Source organism: Mesorhizobium sp. M0598, from assembly GCF_040320865.1.
GTDB lineage: Bacteria > Pseudomonadota > Alphaproteobacteria > Rhizobiales > Rhizobiaceae > Mesorhizobium.
On sequence record NZ_JAMYQL010000017.1, the window covers coordinates 100,550 to 123,848 of the forward strand.

The 23,299-nt window shown below is 60.5% G+C and carries 23 protein-coding genes and 2 pseudogenes; 10 read left to right on the top strand and 15 right to left on the bottom strand.

The features are described 5' to 3' along the window. The first annotated feature begins 340 nt into the window (after positions 1 to 340). Positions 341 to 1,024, top strand: a complete 684-nt coding sequence (locus NKI59_RS21020; protein WP_352622893.1) for a response regulator — start codon at positions 341 to 343, stop codon at positions 1,022 to 1,024. 285 nt (positions 1,025 to 1,309) lie between these two features. Here the strand turns inward: NKI59_RS21020 and NKI59_RS21025 are convergent, their stop codons facing one another. Continuing rightward, on the bottom strand, positions 1,310 to 2,650 hold the full coding sequence (locus NKI59_RS21025; RefSeq protein WP_352622892.1) for an ATP-binding response regulator: 1,341 nt from the start codon (positions 2,648 to 2,650) through the stop codon (positions 1,310 to 1,312). A gap of 10 nt (positions 2,651 to 2,660) precedes the next feature. Beyond that, positions 2,661 to 3,800, bottom strand: a complete 1,140-nt coding sequence (locus NKI59_RS21030; protein ID WP_352706522.1) for an FIST N-terminal domain-containing protein — start codon at positions 3,798 to 3,800, stop codon at positions 2,661 to 2,663. Positions 3,801 to 4,166: 366 nt separating this feature from the next. Here NKI59_RS21030 and NKI59_RS21035 point away from each other — a divergent pair, with 366 nt between their 5' ends. Continuing rightward, a complete protein-coding gene (locus tag NKI59_RS21035; RefSeq protein WP_023679214.1) occupies positions 4,167 to 4,484 on the top strand; it encodes a hypothetical protein in 318 nt (105 codons plus the stop codon). On the opposite strand, the gene NKI59_RS21040 is transcribed toward NKI59_RS21035, so the two are convergent. The 3 genes from NKI59_RS21040 to NKI59_RS21050 form a co-directional block, all read right to left on the bottom strand. Further along, positions 4,481 to 4,942 (bottom strand): phasin, encoded by a 462-nt coding sequence (locus tag NKI59_RS21040; protein ID WP_352706525.1) that lies wholly within the window; start codon positions 4,940 to 4,942, stop codon positions 4,481 to 4,483. The genes NKI59_RS21035 and NKI59_RS21040 overlap by 4 nt on opposite strands. Positions 4,943 to 5,399: 457 nt before the next feature. Beyond that, positions 5,400 to 6,158: a hypothetical protein gene (locus NKI59_RS21045; protein ID WP_352706527.1), complete on the bottom strand. Its 759-nt coding sequence runs from the start codon at positions 6,156 to 6,158 to the stop codon at positions 5,400 to 5,402. Positions 6,159 to 6,184: 26 nt separating this feature from the next. Beyond that, on the bottom strand, positions 6,185 to 8,134 hold the full coding sequence (locus NKI59_RS21050) for a CHASE2 domain-containing protein (protein WP_352706529.1): 1,950 nt from the start codon (positions 8,132 to 8,134) through the stop codon (positions 6,185 to 6,187). Positions 8,135 to 8,343: 209 nt separating this feature from the next. Between NKI59_RS21050 and NKI59_RS21055 the strand changes: the two genes are divergently transcribed. Both NKI59_RS21055 and NKI59_RS21060 read left to right on the top strand, forming a co-directional pair. Next, positions 8,344 to 8,694 (top strand): caspase family protein, encoded by a 351-nt coding sequence (locus NKI59_RS21055; protein ID WP_352706532.1) that lies wholly within the window; start codon positions 8,344 to 8,346, stop codon positions 8,692 to 8,694. A 25-nt stretch (positions 8,695 to 8,719) separates the two neighbouring features. Then, entirely contained in the window at positions 8,720 to 9,886 is a 1,167-nt protein-coding gene (locus NKI59_RS21060; RefSeq protein WP_352706534.1) for a caspase family protein, read from the top strand. A gap of 57 nt (positions 9,887 to 9,943) precedes the next feature. Here NKI59_RS21060 and NKI59_RS21065 read toward each other — a convergent pair whose 3' ends face one another. Further along, positions 9,944 to 10,336: a hypothetical protein gene (locus NKI59_RS21065; protein ID WP_031212493.1), complete on the bottom strand. Its 393-nt coding sequence runs from the start codon at positions 10,334 to 10,336 to the stop codon at positions 9,944 to 9,946. Between the two features lie 236 nt (positions 10,337 to 10,572). Between NKI59_RS21065 and NKI59_RS21070 the strand changes: the two genes are divergently transcribed. The 4 genes and pseudogenes from NKI59_RS21070 (at position 10,573) to NKI59_RS35120 (ending at position 12,618) form a co-directional block, all read left to right on the top strand. Continuing rightward, positions 10,573 to 11,037 carry a hypothetical protein gene (locus tag NKI59_RS21070; protein ID WP_245274788.1) on the top strand — a complete coding sequence of 155 codons (465 nt, stop codon included), beginning with the start codon at positions 10,573 to 10,575 and terminating at the stop codon, positions 11,035 to 11,037. 343 nt (positions 11,038 to 11,380) lie between these two features. Continuing rightward, entirely contained in the window at positions 11,381 to 11,668 is a 288-nt protein-coding gene (locus NKI59_RS21075; protein ID WP_023679221.1) for a hypothetical protein, read from the top strand. A 359-nt stretch (positions 11,669 to 12,027) separates the two neighbouring features. Then, positions 12,028 to 12,249, top strand: a pseudogene (locus tag NKI59_RS21080) (type II toxin-antitoxin system Phd/YefM family antitoxin); the annotation flags it as partial. Then, positions 12,221 to 12,618, top strand: a pseudogene (locus NKI59_RS35120) (type II toxin-antitoxin system VapC family toxin). The pseudogenes NKI59_RS21080 and NKI59_RS35120, both read left to right, overlap by 29 nt. Positions 12,619 to 12,655: 37 nt before the next feature. Here the strand turns inward: NKI59_RS35120 and NKI59_RS21090 are convergent. The 9 genes from NKI59_RS21090 to NKI59_RS21130 all read right to left on the bottom strand — a co-directional run bounded on the left by NKI59_RS21090 (position 12,656) and on the right by NKI59_RS21130 (position 21,901). Continuing rightward, a complete protein-coding gene (locus tag NKI59_RS21090) occupies positions 12,656 to 13,486 on the bottom strand; it encodes a BtpA/SgcQ family protein (RefSeq protein ID WP_352706536.1) in 831 nt (276 codons plus the stop codon). After that, complete coding sequence (locus NKI59_RS21095) at positions 13,483 to 14,391, bottom strand: ribokinase (protein ID WP_352706538.1); 909 nt, start codon at positions 14,389 to 14,391, stop codon at positions 13,483 to 13,485. The genes NKI59_RS21090 and NKI59_RS21095 overlap by 4 nt, the downstream gene beginning before the upstream one ends. Before the next feature lie 3 nt (positions 14,392 to 14,394). Beyond that, complete coding sequence (locus NKI59_RS21100) at positions 14,395 to 15,165, bottom strand: glutamine amidotransferase (protein WP_352645687.1); 771 nt, start codon at positions 15,163 to 15,165, stop codon at positions 14,395 to 14,397. Between the two features lie 27 nt (positions 15,166 to 15,192). Next, entirely contained in the window at positions 15,193 to 16,281 is a 1,089-nt protein-coding gene (locus NKI59_RS21105) for a phosphotriesterase family protein (RefSeq protein ID WP_352706541.1), read from the bottom strand. A 4-nt stretch (positions 16,282 to 16,285) separates the two neighbouring features. Then, positions 16,286 to 17,290, bottom strand: coding sequence for an ABC transporter permease (locus NKI59_RS21110; protein WP_352474303.1), 1,005 nt, complete (start codon positions 17,288 to 17,290; stop codon positions 16,286 to 16,288). After that, positions 17,287 to 18,084, bottom strand: coding sequence for an ATP-binding cassette domain-containing protein (locus NKI59_RS21115; RefSeq protein WP_352542621.1), 798 nt, complete (start codon positions 18,082 to 18,084; stop codon positions 17,287 to 17,289). Before NKI59_RS21115 ends, NKI59_RS21110 begins: the two co-directional genes overlap by 4 nt. A gap of 74 nt (positions 18,085 to 18,158) precedes the next feature. Beyond that, on the bottom strand, positions 18,159 to 19,097 hold the full coding sequence (locus NKI59_RS21120; RefSeq protein WP_352706543.1) for an ABC transporter substrate-binding protein: 939 nt from the start codon (positions 19,095 to 19,097) through the stop codon (positions 18,159 to 18,161). 116 nt (positions 19,098 to 19,213) lie between these two features. After that, positions 19,214 to 19,825, bottom strand: a complete 612-nt coding sequence (locus tag NKI59_RS21125; RefSeq protein ID WP_023679230.1) for a cupin domain-containing protein — start codon at positions 19,823 to 19,825, stop codon at positions 19,214 to 19,216. 1,527 nt (positions 19,826 to 21,352) lie between these two features. Then, positions 21,353 to 21,901, bottom strand: coding sequence for an NAD-binding protein (locus NKI59_RS21130; RefSeq protein WP_352706545.1), 549 nt, complete (start codon positions 21,899 to 21,901; stop codon positions 21,353 to 21,355). A gap of 40 nt (positions 21,902 to 21,941) precedes the next feature. Here NKI59_RS21130 and NKI59_RS21135 point away from each other — a divergent pair, with 40 nt between their 5' ends. Continuing rightward, positions 21,942 to 22,601 (top strand): L,D-transpeptidase, encoded by a 660-nt coding sequence (locus NKI59_RS21135; RefSeq protein ID WP_352595026.1) that lies wholly within the window; start codon positions 21,942 to 21,944, stop codon positions 22,599 to 22,601. 10 nt (positions 22,602 to 22,611) lie between these two features. Beyond that, positions 22,612 to 23,124, top strand: coding sequence for an OmpA family protein (locus NKI59_RS21140; protein ID WP_352622882.1), 513 nt, complete (start codon positions 22,612 to 22,614; stop codon positions 23,122 to 23,124). The last annotated feature ends 175 nt before the right edge of the window (positions 23,125 to 23,299 follow it).

Sequence of the window (23,299 nt, forward strand, 5' to 3'; positions counted from 1 at the left end):
CCCCAGACCAGCCGATACCATCGGTGCGGCCGCGAACAAGGCGGGCGTCGGGGAAGCGTCGTGTGGCGGCCGGCAACAGTGCGAAAGCCGGCGGTCACTGGCTGTCACGCGAAGCCGGATGTCGGTCACGACCTGTCTCTGTTTCAATGGATCTGTCGCCGGCACATTCGGCCGATTTGGGCCACCGGGCAAGGCATTGCATTTCAGAACGGCCACATCTGCCGCATGGCGCCGCGGAAATCATGGGCACATTCTGCTTTAGCCGGCCAAGATGGCAATGTACTATTTGCCAATAAGCTGGCCATGGTTGCAGGACTATTCTAGGCCAGACCAAACCGAAATGAAGCTGATGACCGATCGCGCCAGGTTCCTGATCATTGACGACCATCCGCTGTTTCGCGAGGCGCTGCATAGTGCCGTGCAGATGGCCTATCCGGAGGTCGACACGGTGGAGGCGCGCTCGATTGCCGAGGCGCTCGAGCTTCTGACGGATGCCAAGCCGTTCGACCTGGCGCTGCTCGATCTCAGCATGCCCGACGTGCACGGCTTCGAAGGGCTGCTGCAGCTCAGGACCCGGTATCCGCGCCTGCCGGTGGTCATCGTCTCCGGCTATGAGGAACCGAAGATCATTTCCGAGGCGCTGTCCTACGGTGCGGCCGGCTTCATCCCGAAATCGGCGCGCAAGAGCGACCTTGCCGCCGCCATCCGCTCGGTGATGGAAGGCGCGATCTATGTTCCCGAGACTTATGAAGGCCGGCCGCGCGACGCCGACAGCACCGACCGCGCCGAGATGGTGCAGCGCCTGGCTACGCTGACGCCGCAGCAGCTCAAAGTGCTGCAGATGCTGCGCCAGGGCCTGCTCAACAAGCAGATCGCCTATGAACTGCAGGTCGGCGAGACCACAGTCAAGGCGCATGTCTCCGAAATCCTGCGCAAGCTCAACGTCTACAGCCGCACACAGGCGGTGATCGAGGTCTCGAAGCTCGACAATGCCGAGCTTTTTCGGGATCCGGCGGGGTTTTGAGAGGGCTCGCTAAAAAGCGCACTGTCACCGTAGTCGACCGCACTCGTGTCACCGCAATCGGACTAGTCTAGCGACGGCTCTCACGTTCCTGACACCAGCTAAGCAATCCGCGCCTCTCTAGTCAGATCAATTCACGCGGCGATTGCTCTGCAGCAGTTAGCCGCTTTCCCGCTTTCCCTCGTCTACTTTAGCGCGAAGAAGTGAATCTGCTTCATATGAATTACCGCCTAGGCACAAGTAATGGCTGGAATTCGGTGACCCGTGTGCTGGGAAGATACGACCAGTTCAAGCCAGCAGATGCGCCAGCAGCGCCCTTAGCTGCGCTGGCTTCAACGGTTTGCGCATCAGTTCGATGCCGGCAGCGCGGGCGGCGTTGGCGACTGTCTCCGAACCATCGGCGGTGACGATCAGCGCCGGCACGGCGCGGCCGAGATAATCACGGACCTCGGCGATTGTGGTGGTGCCGAGGTCGCCGCCGTCGAGATGCTGGTCGGCTATGACAATATCTGGCAACCAGTCGGTATCGCCAAGCAAGTCGAGCGCGTCACCCGTCGAGGTGGCGGGGCGCACCAGGCATTGCCAGCGCTCGAGCAGGGAGGTCATCGCCTGCAGCACGTCGATGTCGTTCTCGACCAGCAGCACCCTTGTGCCGAACAGACCGTAGCCGCGCGGCCGCTCCATGTCGACGGTGCTGGCGATTGGATCGGCCGTGTCGCCGATCCCGACCGGAACGTCGATATGGAAAATCGTGCCATGTCCGACCTTCGACGAAAACGTGACGGGATGGCCGAGTGCCGCGGCGATGCGGCGCACGATGGCCAGCCCCAACCCCAGCCCGCCGGCGGCAAGCCCGGCATCCGTCGGGATCACGCCCCGATGGAATTCCTCGAATACCGCCTCGCGCTGGTCGTCGGGGATGCCGCAGCCGGTATCGGCGACGTCGATGCGGATCGTGTCGCCGCGATGCCTGGTGCCGACCAACACGCCGCCCGAGCGGGTATAGCGCAGTGCATTGGACAGGATGTTCTGCAGGATGCGGCGCAGCAAGGTTCGGTCCGAACGAACGAGCGCATTGACCGGCCGGAACTTCAGCGTCAGCCCCTTCATCTCCGCAACCGGCTGAAAATCCGAGCGCAGAGACGAAAACAGCGTCTCCAGGCTGACATCGGTGATGTCGGGCTGCACGACGCCGGCATCGAGCTTTGAAATGTCGAGCAAGGTGCGGAGCAGGTCCTCCATAGTCTCCAGCGATCGCTCGACCTGGCGGACCAGCTTTCTGCCTTCCTCGCTGGTCTGTACTTCGGCAAGCGCCGAGACCGACAGATGCGCGGCGTTCAGCGGCTGCAGCACGTCATGGCTGGCGGCCGCCAGGAACCTGGTCTTGGACAGGTTCGCCAGCTCGGCGTTTTCCTTGGCTGCGTTCAAGTCGATGTTCGACTGCTCCAGCCGGCGCAAGGTCGAATGCAGCTCTTCGGTGCGGCTGCGCACCCGGCTCTCGAGCGAAATGGCGGTCTGGAACAGCGAAAAGGCATTGCCTTGCTGGTCCATGGAACGCTCGACGCGGCTGATCAGCGCGGCGTTGATCTTCTTCAGCCTTTCCAGGTCGTCGATGTTCCTGAGCGGCATCCCGGATTTCCTACTCCGCCGCTTCGGCCGCCTTGCGTTCACCGAAGGCGATGCCGGTGAAGGTCTGGTTCAGATGCATCGAACGGTACTGTTCGCCATAGGTGCCGAAGCCGAGGACGTTGTTGACCTTGTAGAGTTCCGAAATCTCGCGATAGACCTGCCGATTGCGCGCGTCGAGCCGGCGCAGCACGCAGTCGAAACCGAGGATCAGGTCGATGCCGCCAAGCCTTTTGCTGACGTCGCTGAGAGCGGCGCGGGTCGCCTCGACCATGTCCTTAGGCTGGGCGACGGCAAGCACGACACCATCGTCGATGGCGCAGAAGAACGACAGCGAGCCGTCCGCGTGCATCTTCTGGATTGAACGGCAGTAAAATTCGCCGCCGACTTTCACCACCACCGGGTGCGAGGCAAAACTCAGTGGCGTCAGCATCTGCGCGACGACGCCGACCGAGGCGGCATATTCCTCGGCGGCAATGGTGGCGTTGAATTCGCGCACGATGCGGTGGTCGGGATCGGATGCCGTCACCACCAGCTTCTCGTCGGTGGGAACGAAATTGTCGGTCTTGAACACGTGGAAAGGAATTTCCGTGGTGATCAGCACGATGATGGCGCTGTCGGAGGTCACTTTGCCGTTCGAGATCAGCCGCGTTGTCTCGAATTTCAAATCATCGCCAGCCGACCCGCCGATCAGTGGGATGTCGTCGAGCCCCCAATGGATGGCGGAGGTCACCGCTTCTTCGGCATAAGACAGGCCGTCGATCAAGCAGAGCGCGAAAGTGGTGTCGGCTCGCTCGTGCCCGAGGCGCTCGTGTAACGAACGCCTCAGCGCCTCGACTTCGCCGGTAATCCCGTCCATGCCCGATGAGGACAGATTTTCGACCATGATGCTGGCTGCCGAAAACGATGCGGAGGGAAGCAGCATAGCCAGGATCTGGCCTTCCTCCAGCCCTTTGGGCGTTATCTCACCGGCCGTCGAGCAGCCGGCATAGTGGAGCGCCGGCGCGTGGGTCTTCAGCGCTTCCGACAGGGCGACGGCCTCTATGAGGCTCTGCGAGAAAAACAGGAGGGCAAACCCGGCGTCAATGGCCGCTGCTTCCGCTGCCACCGCCCGGGCGAACGCATCCGCGTCAGATTCGTCGGTGGTGAGCACCGAAAGACCGCATGCATAGCGCGTCCGTGACTTGGCCAGCGGCTTCCTCCTCCATTTCCTCCGACGCTTTTTTTGTGCGCGTCTGGCGCGCTGGCGTCGAGGTCATTGTTGTCTTGAAGCGGTGCTTTGGCAATGAGCCAACATGATGGATTTGAAGTTTCTGCCGTTTGACGGCGTCCGCGCCGCCACTCACAGACGAAAGGCCGCATCGCACCGCCATCCGTGCAACGAAGGCCGAGCTGAATTTGCCGCAGGCGAATGTCCACGGATCACGGCTGGCAGGCTCGACGTGCCAAGAATGGGGCAGGATATCGCGCTTAGCCGTTGCCGCTTTGGACAGGGTGCCAGTCTAGCCTGGCGGTTGTCGTGGTCAATCCGGGGCAGGTGACAGCCTACGCCAATGCGCTCGGCAAGCGGGCCAGGACCGACACCACCGATGCTGCTGTAACGCTGCCTTCGTTGGGTCGAGCAAGCGGCAAGTGCCCGTTGCGCGGCACCGAAGCCGAGGCCCTGGCCGGGCTCGTCGCTCGCCGCCGTCAGATTGTGCGGATGATCGCAGCCGAGAGAGCTATGCCCGCACCGCCATGGCAACGCAGGCACCAAAGAGCATCCAGCCAAAAGGAAAAAGACCGGCTGGAGAAGGTGTTGTTTCGCGGTTATTTCCGATCGCTTAGACTCAATTAGGCGACTTTGAGATCTTTCATCGCCTTTTCAACGACATCCTTGATCGGCCTCGATACATCTTCGGCAGCCTTGGTCGTCACGGCCTGAAATTCCTTGGCCTGCTCGACGGTCTTGTCGAGCTGCGTGCGCAAGAAGGCAGTCTGGAGTTCGATGAACTCGGACGGCGACTTCACGGCAACCAGGGCTTCGAGGTGCGAGAAGCCGGCTTCGGCATTGGCGCGCAGAGCAGCAATTGTCTTCAGCGACAACTCGTTGCCGACGGTCTTGGCGGTTTCGAAGCTCGACTGCAGAGCCTTCTGGGTCGTCTCGGTGCCTGACGCAAATTTCGCATAGGCTTCTTTCGACTGCTCGACGCCCTTTTCGGCGACAGCGCGGACCTGGTCGGCGGCCTTCGACGCGTCGAAGGTGGGGAATGAGGTATTTTCAACGGTGTCAGCGGTCTTGGCCATAGTTTCCATCCTTTCCGGTGGACGGCCTTTCACAAAAGCCGTCTCGTTCATTTACGAAACTGACGTTACGGCATTTATAGTGCATTGCAATATTTTTGTGCGACGCACCATCCCACTTCCAGCGTTCCGAGGGGGCATGCGGAGGGTCGGTGGCATCTCGAGATCGCCGGTTCTGCAGGAAGAACTCTTCTGGACGGACCACCTGATCCAGCATAGCCTCGCAACAGAGCACGACGTTTTGCCACCTGGGTATCTACTTCAGCCGCTATTCGGCAACCGTCCAAGTCTACGTCAACGAAAGCGTTAAATTCGTGCGCCGCAAACTTTCAGTCGGCGTACCCGCTGGGCACAAGGCGATCGCTTTCCTTAGCGCGCCATCGAGAAGTTGCCTCGATATGGCGGTGGTTGACGCGAAGGCGCGCCTCTACCGCTTCCAGTGCGCCGTGAAGTGACCACCCCTGGTGGTCTATCGGTTAGCCAAGTTCCGGATCAGTGCGGATGCCTGAAGAAGACAACCGCTTCCTATCATCCAGGCATACAGTCCCACATGATCCGACGGGCTGAGGCCGGTGGGCAAATGCACGATAGGCATTCGAACCGACTCATCGTCGATCACCAACTCAACGGATCGAAGATCCGGTGGCACGTTTCCGGGAATTGCCAAAATTGGGGTGTCCTTGTCCCAGACCAAGCTTGTCGCCAGCGACTCTTCATTATAGGCAACCGAAACATCCGCCCTGTGCCCCGGTGGGCGCCAAAGCTCCAGTTTGAGGTCATAAACGCAGCCTGTCAGACGATTTTCGACCGGCACCATCCAAGGTTCCAAGGTGGCGGCCGTCGTGTCGGAAATGCCACGAGACCCACCTATGGTTTGGAGCTGACCAGCGGCATTCCCCAATAGATCCGAAATCGCAGTCAAACTCGAAGAAGCGCCCGCCGCCCCGTTAGAGGTTGATCCAGAACCCGATGCGTCGTCAGTCACCACAACATCCGCAGGTCCCGGCAACGCAGTGACCGAGCCATCGTCACCCATCAAAGTGACAGTCGATCCACCCTCGATATGCACGAGGTCGCCCAGTCTGAACAGTTTGCCGAGCTGAGGGCTGTCCGCGGGAGGATCGACAGCGACAACGACATACTCGCTGGCCGCAAGAGCGCTCGAGCAAGAACCAACTGCTGCGATGGCCGCAGCCAGTAGGAAAATGATTTTGGGTTGCCGATACATGACGCACGTTCAACCATACGCTTGTTTTACTTGCCTTCAAGATAGATCCTATCGCCAGCCTCACCCTGCTTCAGTCTTCCAAGGTGATAAGCAACGAGGCCATCGTTGGGATATTGAATGGCCAGCGATGCAAAGGCAGCAGCGGCAGTCTTGTCACGCGCGGACATCAGCAAATAAGCTTGCGAGTAAGCCTCCACCATCTCGCGATTCATACGCCCGTCCTCCAGCAACTCGAAGGCTGAGATCCACTCAGTCTTGCCTTTCAGACACAACACACCGGATGGCCGAAGCAGGTAGTCATCGGAAGAGTTCGCCACCTCCTCGCTGATGCAGTTCATGGTACCTAGAAACTTGTTCGCGCCTTCGAGCCTGGCAGCGGTGTTCACCGTATCGCCCATGGCCGTGTAGTTGAAGAATCGATTGCCCCCAAAATTTCCGACAACTGCAGGTCCTCGATGGACGCCGATACGAGTGACGCCAACGTCGTGGCCTCTAGACTTTACATCTGTCCGAAATCTTCGAGACATCGCGACGGTAGCGAGCGTTAGTTTTAGGGCCCTTTCGGCTTGGTCCTCCTGCACACCCGGTGCACCAAAAAAACCAATGACTGCATCGCCTATCAGTTTGTCTATCGTGGCTCCATGTTCAATGAAGAGACCACAAACCGCATCGAGGTATTCATTCAGAACCGTAGCAAATACCTCTGGTTCCGTCCGTTCGCCCAAACTGGTGAACCCCTCAAGGTCGGTGAACACGCACGTTATCAAGCGTTCGGATCCGCCGAGGCGCAGTGACGCCGGCTTGCTGACTAGCTCTGCCACGACTGCCGGGCTGAGATACTGAGAGAACGCGTTCTGGACGAAACGCCTTTCTTTCGAGTCCCGGTGCCATGCCAGAATTGCGACGAATCCGGAGAGCCCTAGCAGCAGCATCGACGGCGCGACCATTGGTAACAGAATCCCGGCCTTGGCAAACGCGGTTGCTTCTAAGATCAAAACCGAAACGACTGCGCCGATGATGACCATAGGTTTCACCAGCACTGATATGCGGAGCCAAGCGACCCAGATGCAGAGCGCCGTCGCGAGAACGAAGGGCCCAAACGCCGCCACCGCCCCTGGCGTAATGATTTTGTCGCCCTTGATCAATCTCGCCAGCGCATTGGCATGAATAACGACACCCGGCAGCGCTCCGGCAACAGAGCCGTTCAGCACGGCAAAGGGGGTTGCATGACGATCCTGCAGCGGGAGGTCGACGCCGATCAAAACGAACTTCCCGGCGAACCAGGCCGGGGGCGCGAAAGCGGCGGCGTGTGCCGGATATATTGTCCATCGTGCCGGATGAATGCCTGTAGCCCGATAGTAGACCATCTTCTCCGCAGCTTGCGATGCCGATATGCCGGCGGTCTGCGCGAGCGCTGATGCAAAGCTAGGTTGCCAGTTGCCATTCACCACGCGCCCTGGAAATTCTTCCCGCACAACCGCGTCGACCCTATCATGAGACAGGGCGGCCAGTCCGCGGATGGCGCTTGGCGCGAAGCGACTAAGATACGACAGTTGCTTGTCGGTAAGGTCGTCCTCGTGTGATGCAGATGCGACAATTACCGGACTTTCGGCCGCCTCGATAACCTCAGCTAGGCGCCGATCCTTTTCTGCCTCGGTTGGCTGATCGAAAAGCAAGTCAATGCCTATTGTTCTCGGATGAGCCTTATCGATTCTCTGCACAAGGTCGGCCAAGGCACCCCGATCCAGCGGCGATCTATAGGGAAACCTTTCCAATGTCTGCTCTGTGATCGTTACGATCACAATGTCTGTCGGGGGCGCGACGAAGGGCGAGATGGTCGTCATCAAGACGTCGCGCAGCAGTTTCTCGCCTGAGGGAGAGAATGTGGCAATGCAGGCGCCCAGAATGAAAAAGAATCCGAGCGACGCGAGAAGGCGCCCTTTTTGAACCATTCCGATCGGCGTGAAGACGGCCAAGCTGCGTGCAATTCGTTTCGGTGTCTATCGGCGTGAATCTACACAGCATAGACCGCTGACGAACTGTGGGCTAGCGGTCGGCCCTTCGCTAGATCCGCTGGACTTGACACTGCGAAGCACCGGGCTCAGTCTCGCAAGACTGCTCCGGTTTTATCCTGTCCATCGACTGGTGAATCCGCTGCATGAGCTGAGACTAAGGATATACAGCCATGATGGCGCTTCGCTTCGCCATTGCGCTTCTTCTAGTTTCGCTGAGCGCCCAAGCGTGGGCAGAACGGCGCGTCGCGCTGGTCATCGGTAATTCTGCCTATAGATACGCGGTTCCACTTTCCAATCCAAAAAATGATGCGGTGGATATGACCGCAAAACTGCAGGCGTTGGGCTTTGAGGTGGTTGCAGGCGAGGACCTCGATCTGAGCGGGATGCGCGGCACGGTTCGAGATTTCATCGGCAAGCTGGATGGTGCCGACATGGCGCTTCTCTTCTATGCCGGCCATGGCGTCCAGGTGAACGGCACCAACTACATGGCTCCCGTTGATGCGCGGCTAATCCACATATAACGACCTCGACTTCGAAGCCGTGCCCATGGACCTCGTCTTGTCGGCCATGGAGCGAACCACGAAGGTCAACCTGGTATTTTTGGATGCTTGCCGGGACAGTCCTTTCTCACAGAACCTTGGGCGCTCGATGGGTACGCGATCAGGGTCGGTCGGTCGGGGCTTGGCAAAGCTAGGCACGGGCGTTGGATCGCTCATAGCCTTTGCAACGCAGCCCGGGAACGTTGCGCTGGACGGCGAGGGAAGGAACTCGCCGTTCACATCTGCGCTGCTGAAGAATCTTGGTACGCCTGGCCAGGACATCTCCCGCGACCTCATCAACGTCCGTAGGGATGTGCTTGAAGCAACCGACGGCAAGCAAGTGCCATGGGACAACTCCTCGCTGACGGGCGACGTCATTTTGCAACCGTTGTCCGGAAACACCGCTGTCACGGCGGGTGCGAAAGGAGGGGACGTAGAAGTCGCCTATTGGGAGACCATCAAGGAAAAAACGGACAAGCGCTTCTTTGAGGCCTATCTCAGACAGTATCCAAGCGGCGCCTTTGCGGCGTTAGCCAGCTTGAAGATCGACGAGATCGAACAGGCAGCAACAGATCGTGGCAAAGCCCCCTCGATTTCCATCGAGGGCGTGGAGGTTGCAGAAGCTCATCCTGATTTAGATGTGACGCAAGCTTTGGCTGATCCGCGCGCGTTGACAAAGGCAACGCAAACAGAGCTAACGCGAGTCGGCTGCCTTGTCGGACAGGCAGACGGCAAATGGGGACCGGGAAGTCGGAAAGCTCTTCAAGCCTTTGCCGAGCAGCGGGGATTGAAGCTTGCCAGCCTGGAGCCGACGAAAGAGGTGTTGCGCGCAATCAAGAATATCCCAGAACGTGTCTGCGCTCCGGTCAAGGTAAAGGCTTTTGATGGCGCGTGGGCACTGACGCGGCGCGCAGGTAATTCCGCCTGCGATTACACTGAACAGTCAACGACAATCTTTATCGATGGAACGGAAATTTCCGCGATGGTGCCTTTGGCCGGAACAATCACCGCCGACGGGGCATTCGACATCTATTTAAGTTTCGTCGATGACGATGGTGCGCCAAGGCAAAACCATATCATCGGCAGGCTTCAAGGTGCGAAAGGCAGCGGTGAGTTTTCTCGAGTCGGAGGCGAGTGTGCAGGTGTCGTAAGACTTGACAAGCGTACTGAATAGGGCCGGCATTTGCGGGTCCGTGCAAACGCCGACCAAACCATTCGGACGTGGTCCGTCTCATTGAACCAACGTTGAAGTCGCGTGGACTTTGCCGTCGTCGCGCACCTCGTAAAATTTGTCGTTGTCAATGTAGATAAGATGACAAACTGGTTTACCTTGGTCTTGTGAACAGGCCTTGTCACCGTCGAAAGTCAAGGGAACTTTGACCTTTATCTTAGTTTTGTTGTTCACCAAAGCTTCGCCAATGATCTGTTTTTTCTTCCAGTTCCAGACAAGAGTGGCAGTTATGGCAGCTCCAGCGTCGTATATAATTACATTTACCTTTTTCCCATTAGCAAAAGTCTTAAATTCTTCCATCGATGCTTTCTTCGCGCTACTTGGTAGATCCTCGGCCCAAGCGGACATAGCAAGTGAAAACGTAGCTGCGACAACAAGCGATAACAGTTTCATCCTATCCTCCCCATCCCCCGCCGGTTTGACTGACATGTCTATATATTCTTAAGCGAGGAGACTGAAAATTATCATGATAACAAGCTTTCAAGAAGCGGAAATCAGCGCGTCCTAGATGTCGTTGGGGACATTTGCTCAAGTTGAGCGAAGCCGCACATTCTAGCATGTTCCCTAGGATTTGCGCTTAAGCCAACGCGTTCTCGGTGTTTACAATGCGCAGGCCGCCCGAGCGTGTGATGCGCGGTGTTTGGATTGCGAGCCTCATTGCACTTACCGCCGCCTATCTTGCCGACCAAGCGGGCCTTGAGGGCATCGTCTCGAAGCGCGCCGACAGCCCGTATCGAAGCGGCCCGACGACGAATTGGCTGAAGACGAAGAGCTTCACAGTCCAGGAATACGAACTATTGGGCGTCGAGCGCGAGCCGGGCAAGGCGGCATTCGCCTTGCTGGCGAAGCCCGGTACCGGAAAATATGCCGGTTCGGCCTTCATCACCTTGAACCAGGAGATGCGCGAACGGCTGTGGAAGCGTGTCCAAGAGCACGCCGGGCCACCGCCGAAGGGCATAAAGCGGCCGGCGACCATGGGTCAGGCCGGGGTGAAAGCCCACGTCAAGCATCTACGGGGCGAGTTCGGATTTCGCCACGCCTCACTGCAGGATTCAGAGAGGAGTGATACCTCCAGCGAACACGGCACGAATTAGCCGGCCTCGCCTCGGACCTTCGACGCCAGTGTGCCAGCATGATTGTTTGTCGAGGAGCATTACTCAACGCGCTTTGGCCCGGGTCATTCTCGCACTCGACTTTTTACTGATTACATGGGCGGATGGCCCCGTTGGGGGAGCCGCAGACGCGCTCGGCCGAAGGTGTCTGGCATTTGGTCTGAGATCGATCGGGTCGAAGCCAATTTCCGCCTGCTGCGCTTCACGCTATTGCAAGACATTCAAATTTGAGCTTCCGCACTCATGCTTTGTCGAGAGTATCTCCGTAAGTTTTAGCCGTTCTGAATCGCCGTCGGCGACGATGACGACGAAATAGGAGAACGCAATGGCTCGCAATCACGTTGAACGTCTTGGAGAGTTTAGGGAAATCTTGGTCGCGACGCGGCGCGAAGGAGTCCGTAACGTGCACCATACTCGCGACGCAATGCGGGCAAGTGGCTTTCAGATCGGGGACAGCGACGGCTCCAGCTACGGAGCCGAGCTGAAGGTGCTCCAAGAGGAAATTGAGGCAGTCGATCGCGCCATCGAAGACGAGAAGCGGTTGGCCCTGGCCCTCGAGAGCGCGGCTCAATCCCGCCGACCGACTAAACCGAGAATCGTGAAGGGAACATAGAGTCAGGTAAGGCCCTTGGCGCCCGTCGCGTCGATCGCCTTCGGTACAGTGTCGGGCTCGTCGCCGCCGTGGCGCAGCGCCCTAAAAGCGGACGTTTCGCTTTCGGCCCCTAGTGCGACTTAGAGCATCTGCTCGGCAAAAATCGCTCCTATGAACTCCGACGTCGCATGGCGGACCAACAGGTTCGGCCAACATCAGGTGAGACGCAGTCCCAACAAACATGCAGTTCAGACAATCGATTACGCGTCTTTGTTGAAGTCGTGCCATGCGGCCGATCCGAAAGGATCAGCCGCATCCGGCCGGGCCCGTGTAGACTAAGTTGCATGGACTAAGTCAGAGGCCCGCAATGCGCAGTCAATATCCACGAGGCCAAGACGCGTCTGTCTCGTCTTGTCGACAGGGCGGCCAAAGGCGAATCCTTCATTATCGCCAAATCCGGCAAGCCGATGGTCAAGGTCGTTGCCATAGCCGCACCTGCGGCCGGCGAAATGCGTCGGGTGGGGTTTATGGCCGGGCAGTTTTCAGTTCCGCACGATTTTGATCGCATGGCCGATGACGAAATCGAGAAGCTGTTGGCGGCCATGCACGAAACTTCTTCTCGATACCCATCTTCTGCTCTGGGCGGCGGGCGAGCCCGAAAAGCTCCCGCCCAGCCCTCGCTGAGATCGAGAATGCCGATAACCACTTGACGTTCAGCGCCGCAAGTCTCTGGGAGATTGCCTTTAAACGTGGTCTGGGGCGCCCTGACTTCACGTCGGGGTCTGATGGACAATGGCTATCCTGAGCTGCCAATCACCGGGGAGCATGCCGTTGCAGTGGAGGGGCTTCCACCCATCCACAAGGACCCATTCGATCGGATCCTGATTGCTCAATCGATTGTGGAAGGCATTACTTTGCTGACCGTCGACGATCTGGTCGCCCAGTATCCTGGGCCCGTCCGTCGTCTCTGATCAAGCGGACCCCAAGCCCCTCGGTAGGGTAGTCCAGTTATCGCTTCAGACCACCCATGAAAGCCTTTACTCGAGCAGAGTCGACTTGGTTCCACCAGACGCCGTCGTGCTTCAGCGCGCTGGCGATGATGACCCCGTCGACGATGGCGAGGATATCCTTGGCATTGTCCGGCGTGACACCGCTGCCGACCAGCGTCGGCAGGCCGGCGGCCTGCTTGATCTTACTTGTGTAACCCAAATCCGCGGCGTGGCCGGTGCGCTGGCCAGTGGCGATGATGGCGTCGGCGTCGAAGAAGACCAGGTCCTTGACCAGTTCCTCCACCGGGCGGTCGGCGACGATGGCGTGTGCGCCGTGCTTGACATGGGCATCGGCGAAAATGCGGATGCCGTTGGCGCGCAGCCTGGCGCGGTAGCGTGCCGCGCGGCCCGATTCGCCTTCGACAAAGCCCTCATTGGCGACGTAGGCATTTGCCCATTGATTGACTCGGACGAAGCCGGCGCCGGCTGCGCTGGCGATCGCCAAGGCCGGGATCGCGGCATTGGCCAGCACATTGATGCCGATCGGCCTGCCGAGTTCGCGGCGGATGCGGTCGGAAACCACCGCCATGTAGGCCGCCGTCTCCGGGCCGATATCATCGGGCTTGGCGAAGGGGATGTCGCCATGGTTCTCGACGATAACGCCGTCGCAGCCGCCGTCGAGATAGGCCTTGGCGTCGTCGAGCCCGCGCTGGTAGATCGCCTCGATAGCCTCGCCGTCATAGCGTGGCGCGCCGGGCAGCGGCGCCAGATGAACGACGCCGATCACCACCTTTGTGCGGCCGAAAAGGTCCACGAGCGCGCCGCCGCCAGATTGGCCGAGCTGGGTCATGAGAGCTCCATTTGATCGATGAGCGCCGCCATCTCGGAGGCGGAAGGACAGGATGCCAGCGTGCCCGGCCGTGTCACGGCGATTGCGGCGGCGGCGAGCGCCAGCTTCAGCGCCGAGATGACCGGCATGCCCCGGGCAAGCCCACCGGCCAGACAGCCGCAGAACACATCGCCCGCGCCGCTGGTGTCGAGCGCTTCGACTCGCGGCGCGGGCAAGCGAAGCGGTTCCGTCAGGTCCGTGCCAAGCACGATACAGCCTGCGGCACCGAGCGTGATGACGACGGTGCCTGCGCCTTTGGCCACCAGCGCGCCAGCGGCTGCTGTCATGTCATCCCGGCCGGTCAAGATTTGCGCTTCGGATTGGTTGACCACCAGAACCTCCGCCAGGCCGAGATCGGGCAGCGAGGCCGTGTCGATCGGGCTGGCGTTGAGAACGGTGCGCGCACCGTTTTCCTTTGCTGCTCTGAGGCAGGCATTGGTCACGGCAGTTCGCAAATTTCCCTGGCAGACGAGGATGTCGCCGGGGGCGATCCAGCGGACAAGTGCTGTCTGCGTCACCGGATCGAAGGCCTCGCTGCAGGCGACGCCGCTGACGATGAAATTCTCTCCGCCTTTATCGACGACGATGGTCGAGCGGTCGCTCGGCAGCTCGAATTCGCTCACCTCAAGGTCTGACAGCTCGCTGTCGAGGCGGCTCCTCATGCACGCGCCAGCGGGGTCCTTGCCGAGCGCCGTCCAGAACGTCACCTCTGCACCAGTCCGTGCTGCTGCGACTGCCTGGTTGGCGCCCTTGCCGCCGAGCCCGTCGGCATAGCTCACGGCATTCAAGGTCTCGCCCGGAGCAGGGAAGCGGCCGACGCGAAACAAGATATCGACGCAGGCATTGCCGACGACGTGGACATGCATGGCTCAGCTCTCACCGGTCGCCCAGCCCAGCATCTGTTCGAACAGGGTCTTGTAGCCTGGCCAGGCGATGAATTGCGGCGGCAGCCAATGCGGCCCGACATCGGATGTCCAGGCCACGGTGCGGCCCTTGCCGTAACGGCCGGTGACAAGCAGCGGCAGCGAGCCATAATCCGACGACACGCTGGCCAGGACCTCGGCCCCGTCCTTCAGCGTCACCTCGTTAAAACCGAGCAGGATCGGCCAGTCCGAGCCGAGGCCCCTGAGGATGGGATGGCTCGACCCTGGTTTCGGCACGGGCGCAAAACCTTCGGGAACCTCGACGCGGTCGTCGTAGGCCAGGCAATTCACCGGCAGCACGTCCTCGACCGGGGTCTTGCGGTAGCGCGCGCCGCCGTTGATGCCCTGGAAGCTGTAGTAACCGCCGAACATCAATAGACCGCCGCCGCCGCTGACGTAATCGCGGAGCAGGCGCAGGCGGTTCGGCGTCGGCTTGGAGTGGATCCAGGTGTCGGGATGCAGCAGCAGCGTGTTGGCGCCGATGTCGGAGAGCACGACCGCGTCATAGGCCGACAGCGCCTCCATGGTCTGTGGAAAGCCGCGCTGCGCCTCATGCGCCGGCATGAACGTGACGTCGAAGTCGGTCGCCTTTAGTGCGCCCAGCAACTCGTCTGCGCCGGTGTGGTAGGTAACGGTCGGAAACTGGTCGAAACCCTTGATATGGGTCGCGGTCGACACCCAGGATTCGCCGGCAAGCAGGATCTTCTTCTTGGACATTTGAACTCCAGTGTAATTCCAGGCCGCTTAGAGCAGCGCGAATACGCTTTTCGGATTGGCGATCAGCATGCGGTCGATGGCCGGCTGCTCGACGCCATGGCGTTTTAGGCGCGGTATGAAATGCTTCAGGATATAGCCATAGCCGAAGCCGCCGAAGCGCGTCAGCATGATCTTGAGGAACACATCCTGCGACAACAGCAGGCGGTCGCCGAAGCCCGCCTCGACAAGGGCGGCGATGGCGCGTGCATTCTCCTCGTCGGAGGGCGATTGCGCGTCCTGGTCGGCGTAATAATAGTCCATGCCGATCATGTCGTATTCGACGAACGCGCCGCGCCGAGCGAGGCTTTTCTGGTAGTCGGGATCGTCGTGGCTCGGGTTCATGTGGCAGAGCACGGTGTGGCGAAGATCGGCGCCCTCGGCCTCGACGATATCGAGCACGTCGTGCGCCAGCCGCTCCCAGCCAGGCAGATGGATCGACAGCGGCACGCCGGTGATGCGCGAGGCGCGCGCCGAAGCCCGCAGCGACTTGCGTTCCTCGGCGGTGAAATCCTTGCTGACGCCGACCTCGCCGATCAGCCCGGCCATGATCGGCGGCTGCGTCCCGCCGCCGCCGACATCGTTGACAATGAACTCGGTCACGGCGTCCACATCCATCGCCTTCAGCCATTCGGGATGGGTGTGCTCGAGATAGAAGCCGGTGCCCATGACGATCTTCAGGCCGGACATGCGGCTGATGCGGGCGAGCTTTTCGGGGGCGCGGCCGATGCCGATATTGGTGGCATCGACTACGGTGTGGCCGCCCAGCGCGCGATAGCGCTGCAGCTCAGACAGCGCCAGGTCGGCGTCGTCGAGCGAGACGTTGTCGCGGTTGACGTATGGGTTCATGCGCAACTCGCCGATGATCTCGATGTTCACCGGCTGCTCGGCGATCGCTATGTCATCGGGATGGCAGGGGCATTTCCAGCTGCGCGCCCCGTCGAGCAAGATGTGCTCGTGCATCAGCGTAATGCCCATCTTCTCGACCGGAACCGGGCCGAGCACGGTCATCACATGGCCTGTATCGACCCCGATCGCCAGCCGCTGGCCCGGCACTGCGTCATCGAACAGACCGCTCATCGGCTCAACGGCTCCGCACGGCGCCGCGGAACAGGCGGAAGTTCAGCCAGATGGCGATCAGGATGATCGTTCCGGTGACTATCGGCGTCAGGAAAGGCGACAGATGCGCCAGGATCAGGCCGTTGCCGATGACGGCCACGGTCAGCGCGCCGAGCACCGTGCCGATGATCGTTCCGCGGCCGCCGAACAGGCTGGTGCCGCCGAGCACGACGGCGGCGATTACTTCCAGCTCGAAGCCCTGGCCGGCATTCGAAGATCCCGATCCAAGCCGGGCAGCAATAATGATCCCGGCAAGGGCTGCCGCGGTGGCGGAAATCACATAGACGAAGAGCGTCGTCTGCCGCGTGTTGACGCCGGCGCGCCGCACCGCCTCGGCGTTGGCGCCGATGCCGGTGACATAGCGGCCGAATGGCGTCTCGTTGAAGGCGAGATAGGCGATGGCCAGGATCGCCAGCGCGATAAGCGCCGGCACCGGCACGCCAAGGAACCAGGCGCGGCCCAGCACGGTGAAAGCGCTTCCTGGCTCGATCGGGATGGAATAGCCGCCGGTGATCAGCAGCGCCACGCCACGGATCACCGAAAGCCCGGCAAGCGTGACGATGAAGGACGGGATGCCCTCATAGGCAATGAAATAGCCCTGTACCGCCCCAAGCAGGGCACCGAGCGCCAACATGGCGAGGATAACGACTGGCCACGGCAGGCCAAACTGCAAAAGCGTCGCCGACAGCGTCGCCACCAGCGCCAGCACGGAGCCGACCGAAAGATCGATGCCGCCAGTGGTGATGACGAAAGTCATTGCCGCGGCGACGATCAGCAGCGGCGCCGACTGCCGCAGGATGTTCAACAGATTGGGCGATGTCAGAAACGCGTCGGTCGCAACCGAGAAGATGATGCAGACGACCAGAAAAAACAGCGCGATCGAGACGACGCTGCCATTGGCGAGCAGCGCATCGCGCCAGGTGCCCCTGCGTACTCGTGAGGGCTGGGCGGTGTGGATTGCGTCGCTCATGCCGGCGCTCCACCGCGATAGCCATTGGTGGCGGAACGCGCACTGAACTTGCGGCCGACGATCAGATTGACCACGTCTTCGATATTGGTGTCGCCGATCAGCCGCTCGGCGACATTGCGCCCTTCATACATGACCTGGATGCGATCGCAGACGAGGAACAGATCCTGCAGCCGGTGGGTGATCAGGATGACGCTGACGCCGCGCGCACTGACCGCGCGGATCAGTTCGAGCACCGCCTCGACTTCGGCCACGGCAAGCGCTGCCGTCGGCTCGTCCATGATCAGCACGGCCGGCTCGAACGAGGCGGCGCGGCCGATCGCGATCGACTGGCGCTGCCCGCCGGACAGGTTTTCGACCTTGAGCCGCGTGTCGGCAATGACGATGCCGAGCCGATCGAGCATCTGGCGCGTCTCGTCATGCATGCGCTTCTTGTCGAGAAAGGAAATGCCTGCGATGCGGCGGCGCGGCTCGCGGCCGAGAAACAGATTGCCGGCAACATCGACCGTGTCGCACAGCGACAGGTCCTGGTAGACCATCTCGACGCGCGCCGCACGTGCGTCCGCCGGCGAGCTGAAGATCACCGGCTTGCCGTCGATCTCGATGGTACCGGCGTCGGGAACCACTGCCCCCGACAGCACCTTGCTCAATGTCGACTTGCCGGCGCCATTATCGCCGACCAGCCCCAGCACCTCGCCCGGCTTCAGCGTCAGCGACACGTCATCGAGCGTCTGGATGGCGTTGTAGCGCTTTGAGATGCCGCTCATCCGCACCCGATAGGTCTGGCCACTGCTCATCTGGAATTCCACGCGATTGCAAGGAATCCGCGGCGCAGCCTCGGGCGGCGACGCGGCTCGGTCGCCGACGCAGTTTACTTGAACATCGCGCGATATTGATCAACATTCTTCTTGGTCACGATCGTCACCGGGATATTGATGATCGGATCGACTTTCTCGCCCTTCTTGAGCTTACCCAGCGCTTCGACCGCAGCCTTGCCTTCGCCGGCCGGATCCTGCTGCACGACCGCCACCACCCAGCCGTCGTCGATGCCCTGAACGGCCTGCTTGGTCAGATCCCAGCCGAACACCTTGACGTCGCCGGTGCGGCCCTGGCTGGTCACAGCCGAAACGGCGCCGAGCAAGGCCGGTTCGCCGGTCGCATAGAGCGAGTTCATGTCCGGATTGGCGGTCATCAGGTTTTCCGAAGCGCTCAACGCGGTCTCCTGAACGTTCTGGCCGTCGACTGTGTCGAGGAAGGTGACGGCCTGGCCGCTTTCGGTCACCGCCTTCTTGAAGCCGTCGAGGCGCTGGTTCTGGATAAATGAATTGAGTGCGCCGACGATACCGATCTTGGCCTTGCCGGCCATATCGGTCTTCACATAGTCGGCGTAGAATTTGCCGATGTCCTCGCCGGCCTTGGTGTTGTCGACGCCGATGAACGAAATATTGTCGCCGTCGGGGATCTGCGCGTCGATGGCAATGACGGGAATGCCGGCCGCCTTGGCTGCAGTGATCGCAGGCTTGACGCCGTTGACGTCGATGGCGACCAGAATGATGCCGTCGACTTTCTGCGTGATGTAGTTCTCGATCGCGTCGTTCTGCGCGCTCGGCACATTGTTGGCGTTGAAAATGACCAGCTTGGCGCCAGCGGCGTCGGCTGCCTTTTGCGCGCCCTCGTTGATCTGGTTGAAGAACAGGGCCTGCTGGTTGATGTTGACGAGAGCGAACGTATCGGCAAGCGCCGATCCCATGGCTGCCGAGCCCATGGCAATGGCGGCGGCACAGCCGGCGAGAAGTTTGAACAGACGCATTTCGGTTCCCCTTGCTTGCGGACCAGACCTCGGCTGGTCCCGTTGGTGCTACAGGCACGAGGCAAGCATTCAAGAGACTTGAATATTTGTCAATCCAAATGAACGCAGAGCGTTGCTCAGAAAGTCGCCGGCGTGTTGACCCAGAAAATGCTAGCGCGTTCCTCGCCGATGTTGCGGTAATGATGCGGCAGCTCCGACCTGAACACGAAGGCATCACCCGTGGCGAGAGCATGGCTCTTGCCGTCGACGATCAGTTCGATCCGCCCGGCGAGCACGTAGCCGACTTCCTCGCCGGCATGCTGGATCGGACCTTCGCTCGAGCCCTCTGCCTCGATGTGATGAATGTTGCATTGTAAGAGGTGGCCAGGCGAATACGGGATGATGCGTTCGAGCGAAATTCCTTCGCCACGCCGTAGCGCGTCGAGAGCGATCAAAGGCCTTGCTCCCGCCCGGAATACGATCGCCTCGTCGTCGTCGACTTGCTCGAACATCCAGCCGATGTTGGTGTCGAGAACCTCGACCAGACGGTGAAGCATGGGCAGGGACGGCGAAGCCTTGCCGTTCTCGATCTTGGACAGCAGGCTTTCCGAGCAATTCGCAGCCGCGGCCAGCGTCTTAAGCGTCATGCCGCGTGTCTGGCGGGCGAGGCGCAGCCGAGTTCCAAGTCTTGCGGCATTTACTGTGGCGTCCGTTTCTGACTCTGGCCGCCGTCGATCGATTTTGTTCATCTGTTCGCCAACCATTCAACGGTCAAGGGCAACTATCGCGCGAGCAAAAGACCTCGGCTGACGATTTGCAAGTGCTGATGCGTCAAATTCGAGACTGCAGCCGCAGCTGCCTCATCCGGCGAATGCCGCTCCCGCATGAACCGTGCTGATGAACCCGCGCCAGTTATCCCCTATCGCTTGGCTGTCCATCGTGGTCGAAATCGCCAGCCGTTACCGCGTTTGCGTCACGTGGCGAGTGGACTTGGAACGATAATGCGGGCAAGGCGGGCCACGCAGCCAATCTACACAACCACGGCCGCGCCGACACGATAAATCTGGACTGTCACCGAATTTGCGGAGCGCGCCCAGAAGTCACCCGCGGCAGCGCCCCATGGCGTTACGCCCAGGGCGCGCAGGCTCTCGATAGCCGCGACGTATCCAATGAAATCCCTGGGGCAGTCGCGCACCGCTTGAGCTTCGGCAATTTTCAGAAAGTCCAACAAAATTAATGGACTAGCACCTTGCTGATGTAAGTTGCGGAAGCGACGCGCTGTTAATGCTTTAGAAGTATAGACACATCGACACGAGGTGCGAAGAAGCAACGCCAATACAGCTGGTTGGTTACAACATATTTATTTTCGCAGATATGGTATTGCCCGTCCGGGGATTCCTGTACACGGTCACGTGGGATGGTGAAATTATGCGGCAAATAAGTGTACCCGCCGTCTACCCTGGACCGCACCGAAGACCGAGGTATGGCGCGGCAATCTGAACCGCCGCAGCACTTGAATTTGGTCTGTGGGTCAATCTTATCTTCGTACCAATCATGGGCGTTAGCGGCTGTTGCGGCGGCGATACACATCGCCGTGAAGATGAGCCTTCGCATGGCATTCCTCAAGTATCTGGCAGGCGCTGCTCGTTGGGGTTTCCATGTATATTAGCGTTCCATTGAAAATACCATTGGCCTCCGACCGACTTAACGCAGCTCCAGCAAGCGACGCTCGCAACGGAAGACCGCATTGGGTCACGGCAGGACGACACTTGCGCCGACCAAAGGTCAGCTCTGGTCGCTCCGGGTTGGAAACCCGACCGTCTGCTCTGCGCCTAAACTCAGACGTAGAGCGGGCCATTGCGAAATCCCATAAGCGGACACCCGGCTGCAGTGATGACGGTCAGCGTGTGATCGATCGGACAGACAACTAAACAACATCAAAGAGTTATGGGCGCGCGCATGCAAAGCCTGCACACGAAAGTTCTGCTTTCTTTTCCACTTTCGTTCCTGCGACGGCGTCACCGTTTGGCCTTTTCAAACGCTTCTTTGCTGGCGGCCATCGCCGATCCCGCGAGTCTCCGCTCCGGGATATCCACGTTTCGTGGAATGCCAGCACCATGGCCGTCGAAGGAAACGGCAGGTCAGCGGCTTGCGAGGAGTGCACTCCGGAGGCGTTAGCTATTCGGCTCATCCGCCAGCCGCCGAGAGCGGTGGAGTTCCCGATTGCATGGGGCGGGTACAGATCACCGCGAGCGGTAAATGCCAAGCACACAGGCTCAGAGAAGGCCGGACCCGCTTGGGGACGTGGGGTAAGAACGCCTGCGGACGGTCCTGACGGCCGCATCCACATCCGTTTTGCTGTCCCCGAGTTCTTGAAGGACAGCTGCACCCAGGAGAAGGCCGGATTCCGTCGTTTCGGGCATTACGGCTGTCGCGCCTTTCTCAAGCAGCTCTTGCACATGCATGTGGTGACGCGCCCGGACAATCACCGGGAGGTCGGGCAGTTTGCGTCTCAGCGCCGCAAGAACCGATTTGGCTGCCTCGGGGTCGTCCAGAGTGATCACCAGGGCCTTTGCGCTGGCAATTTTCGCGGCGGCCACCATCTCCTCCTGCGAAGCGTTGCCGAAAAAGACCGGTAGACGTTCTTTCCGGGACCGCTCTACATTTTTGGCGTCGAGGTCGACTGCAACCCACCTGTCTCCACGCTCGTCGAGCAATCTGCCGATCACCCGGCCTACCCGCCCGAACCCGGCAATGACGAACGTCCGGACACGGCGGACTGAAGCAACGCAGCATTTTCCACTTTGAGGCGAAATAATTCTCAACTATGGTCCGCCAGGCTTTAGGCATGAGGGGGAATTGCCGATGGTTTTGTCACGCAGGGGTGTCGTGCTCGGCGGCCTGGCGCTGGTCGCGGTGGGTGCAACCAGCAATATTGCTCAAGCCGCGGCGGCAAAATCCTTTTTCGCCGGTACCGCCAGCGACAACAATTTTGTCTATCGCAAGACCAACTTCGCCAAGATCGACAAGAGATGGCATCGCCAGATCGTCAAGTATTTCAGCAGCGAGCCGGTCGGCACCGTCGTGGTCGATACCCGCCACCATTTCCTCTACGTCATCATGGAAAACAAGACCGCCATCCGCTACGGCGTCGGCGTCGGCAAGGACGGCTTCAAATGGTACGGCCGCGCGACGATCGACCGCCGCGCGCTGTGGCCGCAATGGGTCCCACCCCCCGAAATGCGTAAGCGCAGGCCGGACCTACCGCCCATGGTCGCAGGCGGCGCGTCCAACAATCCGCTCGGGCCGCGCGCGCTCTATCTGCACCGCAACGGCGCCGACACCGGCTACCGCCTGCATGGCACGCTGGAGCCATGGAGCATCGGCACCGACGCTTCCAGCGGCTGCATCCGCATGTTCCCGGAAGACATCATCGACCTCTACCAGCGCTGCCCTATCGGCACCGCGGTGCAGGTCCTGCCGCACATCGCCGATCAGGCGCCCGCTTCCACCACTGTCGAATGATTGGCGCCTCATGAACCGCATGATTGAAAACACGCGCCGGCTGCTCGCCGCGGGCCTGCTGGTGCTGGCCGCATCCTGCTCGACCAGCAAGACGCTGGCCCCTTCCACGCCCGACGTCACCAACACCGAGGTTGCCGGCTTCCAGAACGTGCAGCCGGGCAGCGAGGAGGATTTTATCCTCAATGTCGGCCGCCGCACCTATTTCACGCAAGGTTCGGCCGCGCTCGATTCTGTCGCCAAGGCCACCCTCGACACCCAGATCGCCTGGTTAGCAAAGCATCCGCGCTGGCTGCTCAAGCTGCAGGGTTTCGCCGACGATCCCGGCGCAAGTGAAATGGCGCTGTCGCAGCAGCGCGCCGATGCGGTGATGGACTACCTCGCCGCCGGCGGCATAGACCGCAACCGCATGTGGGCCAAGGGCTACGGCAAGGACAGGCTCGTCCGCGAGTGCCCCGACACCGCCTGCAGGTCGCAGAACCGCCGCGTTGTGTCTAATTTGCGCGATGAGAGGGACGAGCCGTAGGGGGCTGCCGTTCTGCTTGTGACCCGAAGCAGAGTCTCACACGCGACGGCGGCATGGCTGCTTTGCGCCTTTGAACGAACCCGCTCGCGGGAGGGGCGCGGGGTTTGAGGCGTGAGCTTCGTTGGCAGCGTCGGTGAGGCTTTAATCGATCAGGGGTGACGGACGGCCATCGGCC

Coding starts and splice junctions, on each gene's coding strand:
- NKI59_RS21045 (WP_352706527.1), bottom strand. CDS start 6,158: ATGTATCGGCAACCCAAAATCATTTTCCTACTGGCTGCGGCCATCGCA.
- NKI59_RS21095 (WP_352706538.1), bottom strand. CDS start 14,391: ATGCATGTCCACGTCGTCGGCAATGCCTGCGTCGATATCTTGTTTCGC.
- NKI59_RS21105 (WP_352706541.1), bottom strand. CDS start 16,281: ATGAGCGGTCTGTTCGATGACGCAGTGCCGGGCCAGCGGCTGGCGATC.
- NKI59_RS21040 (WP_352706525.1), bottom strand. CDS start 4,942: ATGGAAACTATGGCCAAGACCGCTGACACCGTTGAAAATACCTCATTC.
- NKI59_RS21110 (WP_352474303.1), bottom strand. CDS start 17,290: ATGAGCGACGCAATCCACACCGCCCAGCCCTCACGAGTACGCAGGGGC.
- NKI59_RS21020 (WP_352622893.1), top strand. CDS start 341: ATGAAGCTGATGACCGATCGCGCCAGGTTCCTGATCATTGACGACCAT.
- NKI59_RS21075 (WP_023679221.1), top strand. CDS start 11,381: ATGGCTCGCAATCACGTTGAACGTCTTGGAGAGTTTAGGGAAATCTTG.
- NKI59_RS21125 (WP_023679230.1), bottom strand. CDS start 19,825: ATGAACAAAATCGATCGACGGCGGCCAGAGTCAGAAACGGACGCCACA.
- NKI59_RS21025 (WP_352622892.1), bottom strand. CDS start 2,650: ATGCCGCTCAGGAACATCGACGACCTGGAAAGGCTGAAGAAGATCAAC.
- NKI59_RS21065 (WP_031212493.1), bottom strand. CDS start 10,336: ATGAAACTGTTATCGCTTGTTGTCGCAGCTACGTTTTCACTTGCTATG.
- NKI59_RS21115 (WP_352542621.1), bottom strand. CDS start 18,084: ATGAGCAGTGGCCAGACCTATCGGGTGCGGATGAGCGGCATCTCAAAG.
- NKI59_RS21055 (WP_352706532.1), top strand. CDS start 8,344: ATGATGGCGCTTCGCTTCGCCATTGCGCTTCTTCTAGTTTCGCTGAGC.
- NKI59_RS21120 (WP_352706543.1), bottom strand. CDS start 19,097: ATGCGTCTGTTCAAACTTCTCGCCGGCTGTGCCGCCGCCATTGCCATG.
- NKI59_RS21135 (WP_352595026.1), top strand. CDS start 21,942: ATGGTTTTGTCACGCAGGGGTGTCGTGCTCGGCGGCCTGGCGCTGGTC.
- NKI59_RS21140 (WP_352622882.1), top strand. CDS start 22,612: ATGAACCGCATGATTGAAAACACGCGCCGGCTGCTCGCCGCGGGCCTG.
- NKI59_RS21100 (WP_352645687.1), bottom strand. CDS start 15,165: ATGTCCAAGAAGAAGATCCTGCTTGCCGGCGAATCCTGGGTGTCGACC.
- NKI59_RS21060 (WP_352706534.1), top strand. CDS start 8,720: ATGGACCTCGTCTTGTCGGCCATGGAGCGAACCACGAAGGTCAACCTG.
- NKI59_RS21070 (WP_245274788.1), top strand. CDS start 10,573: ATGCGCGGTGTTTGGATTGCGAGCCTCATTGCACTTACCGCCGCCTAT.
- NKI59_RS21090 (WP_352706536.1), bottom strand. CDS start 13,486: ATGACCCAGCTCGGCCAATCTGGCGGCGGCGCGCTCGTGGACCTTTTC.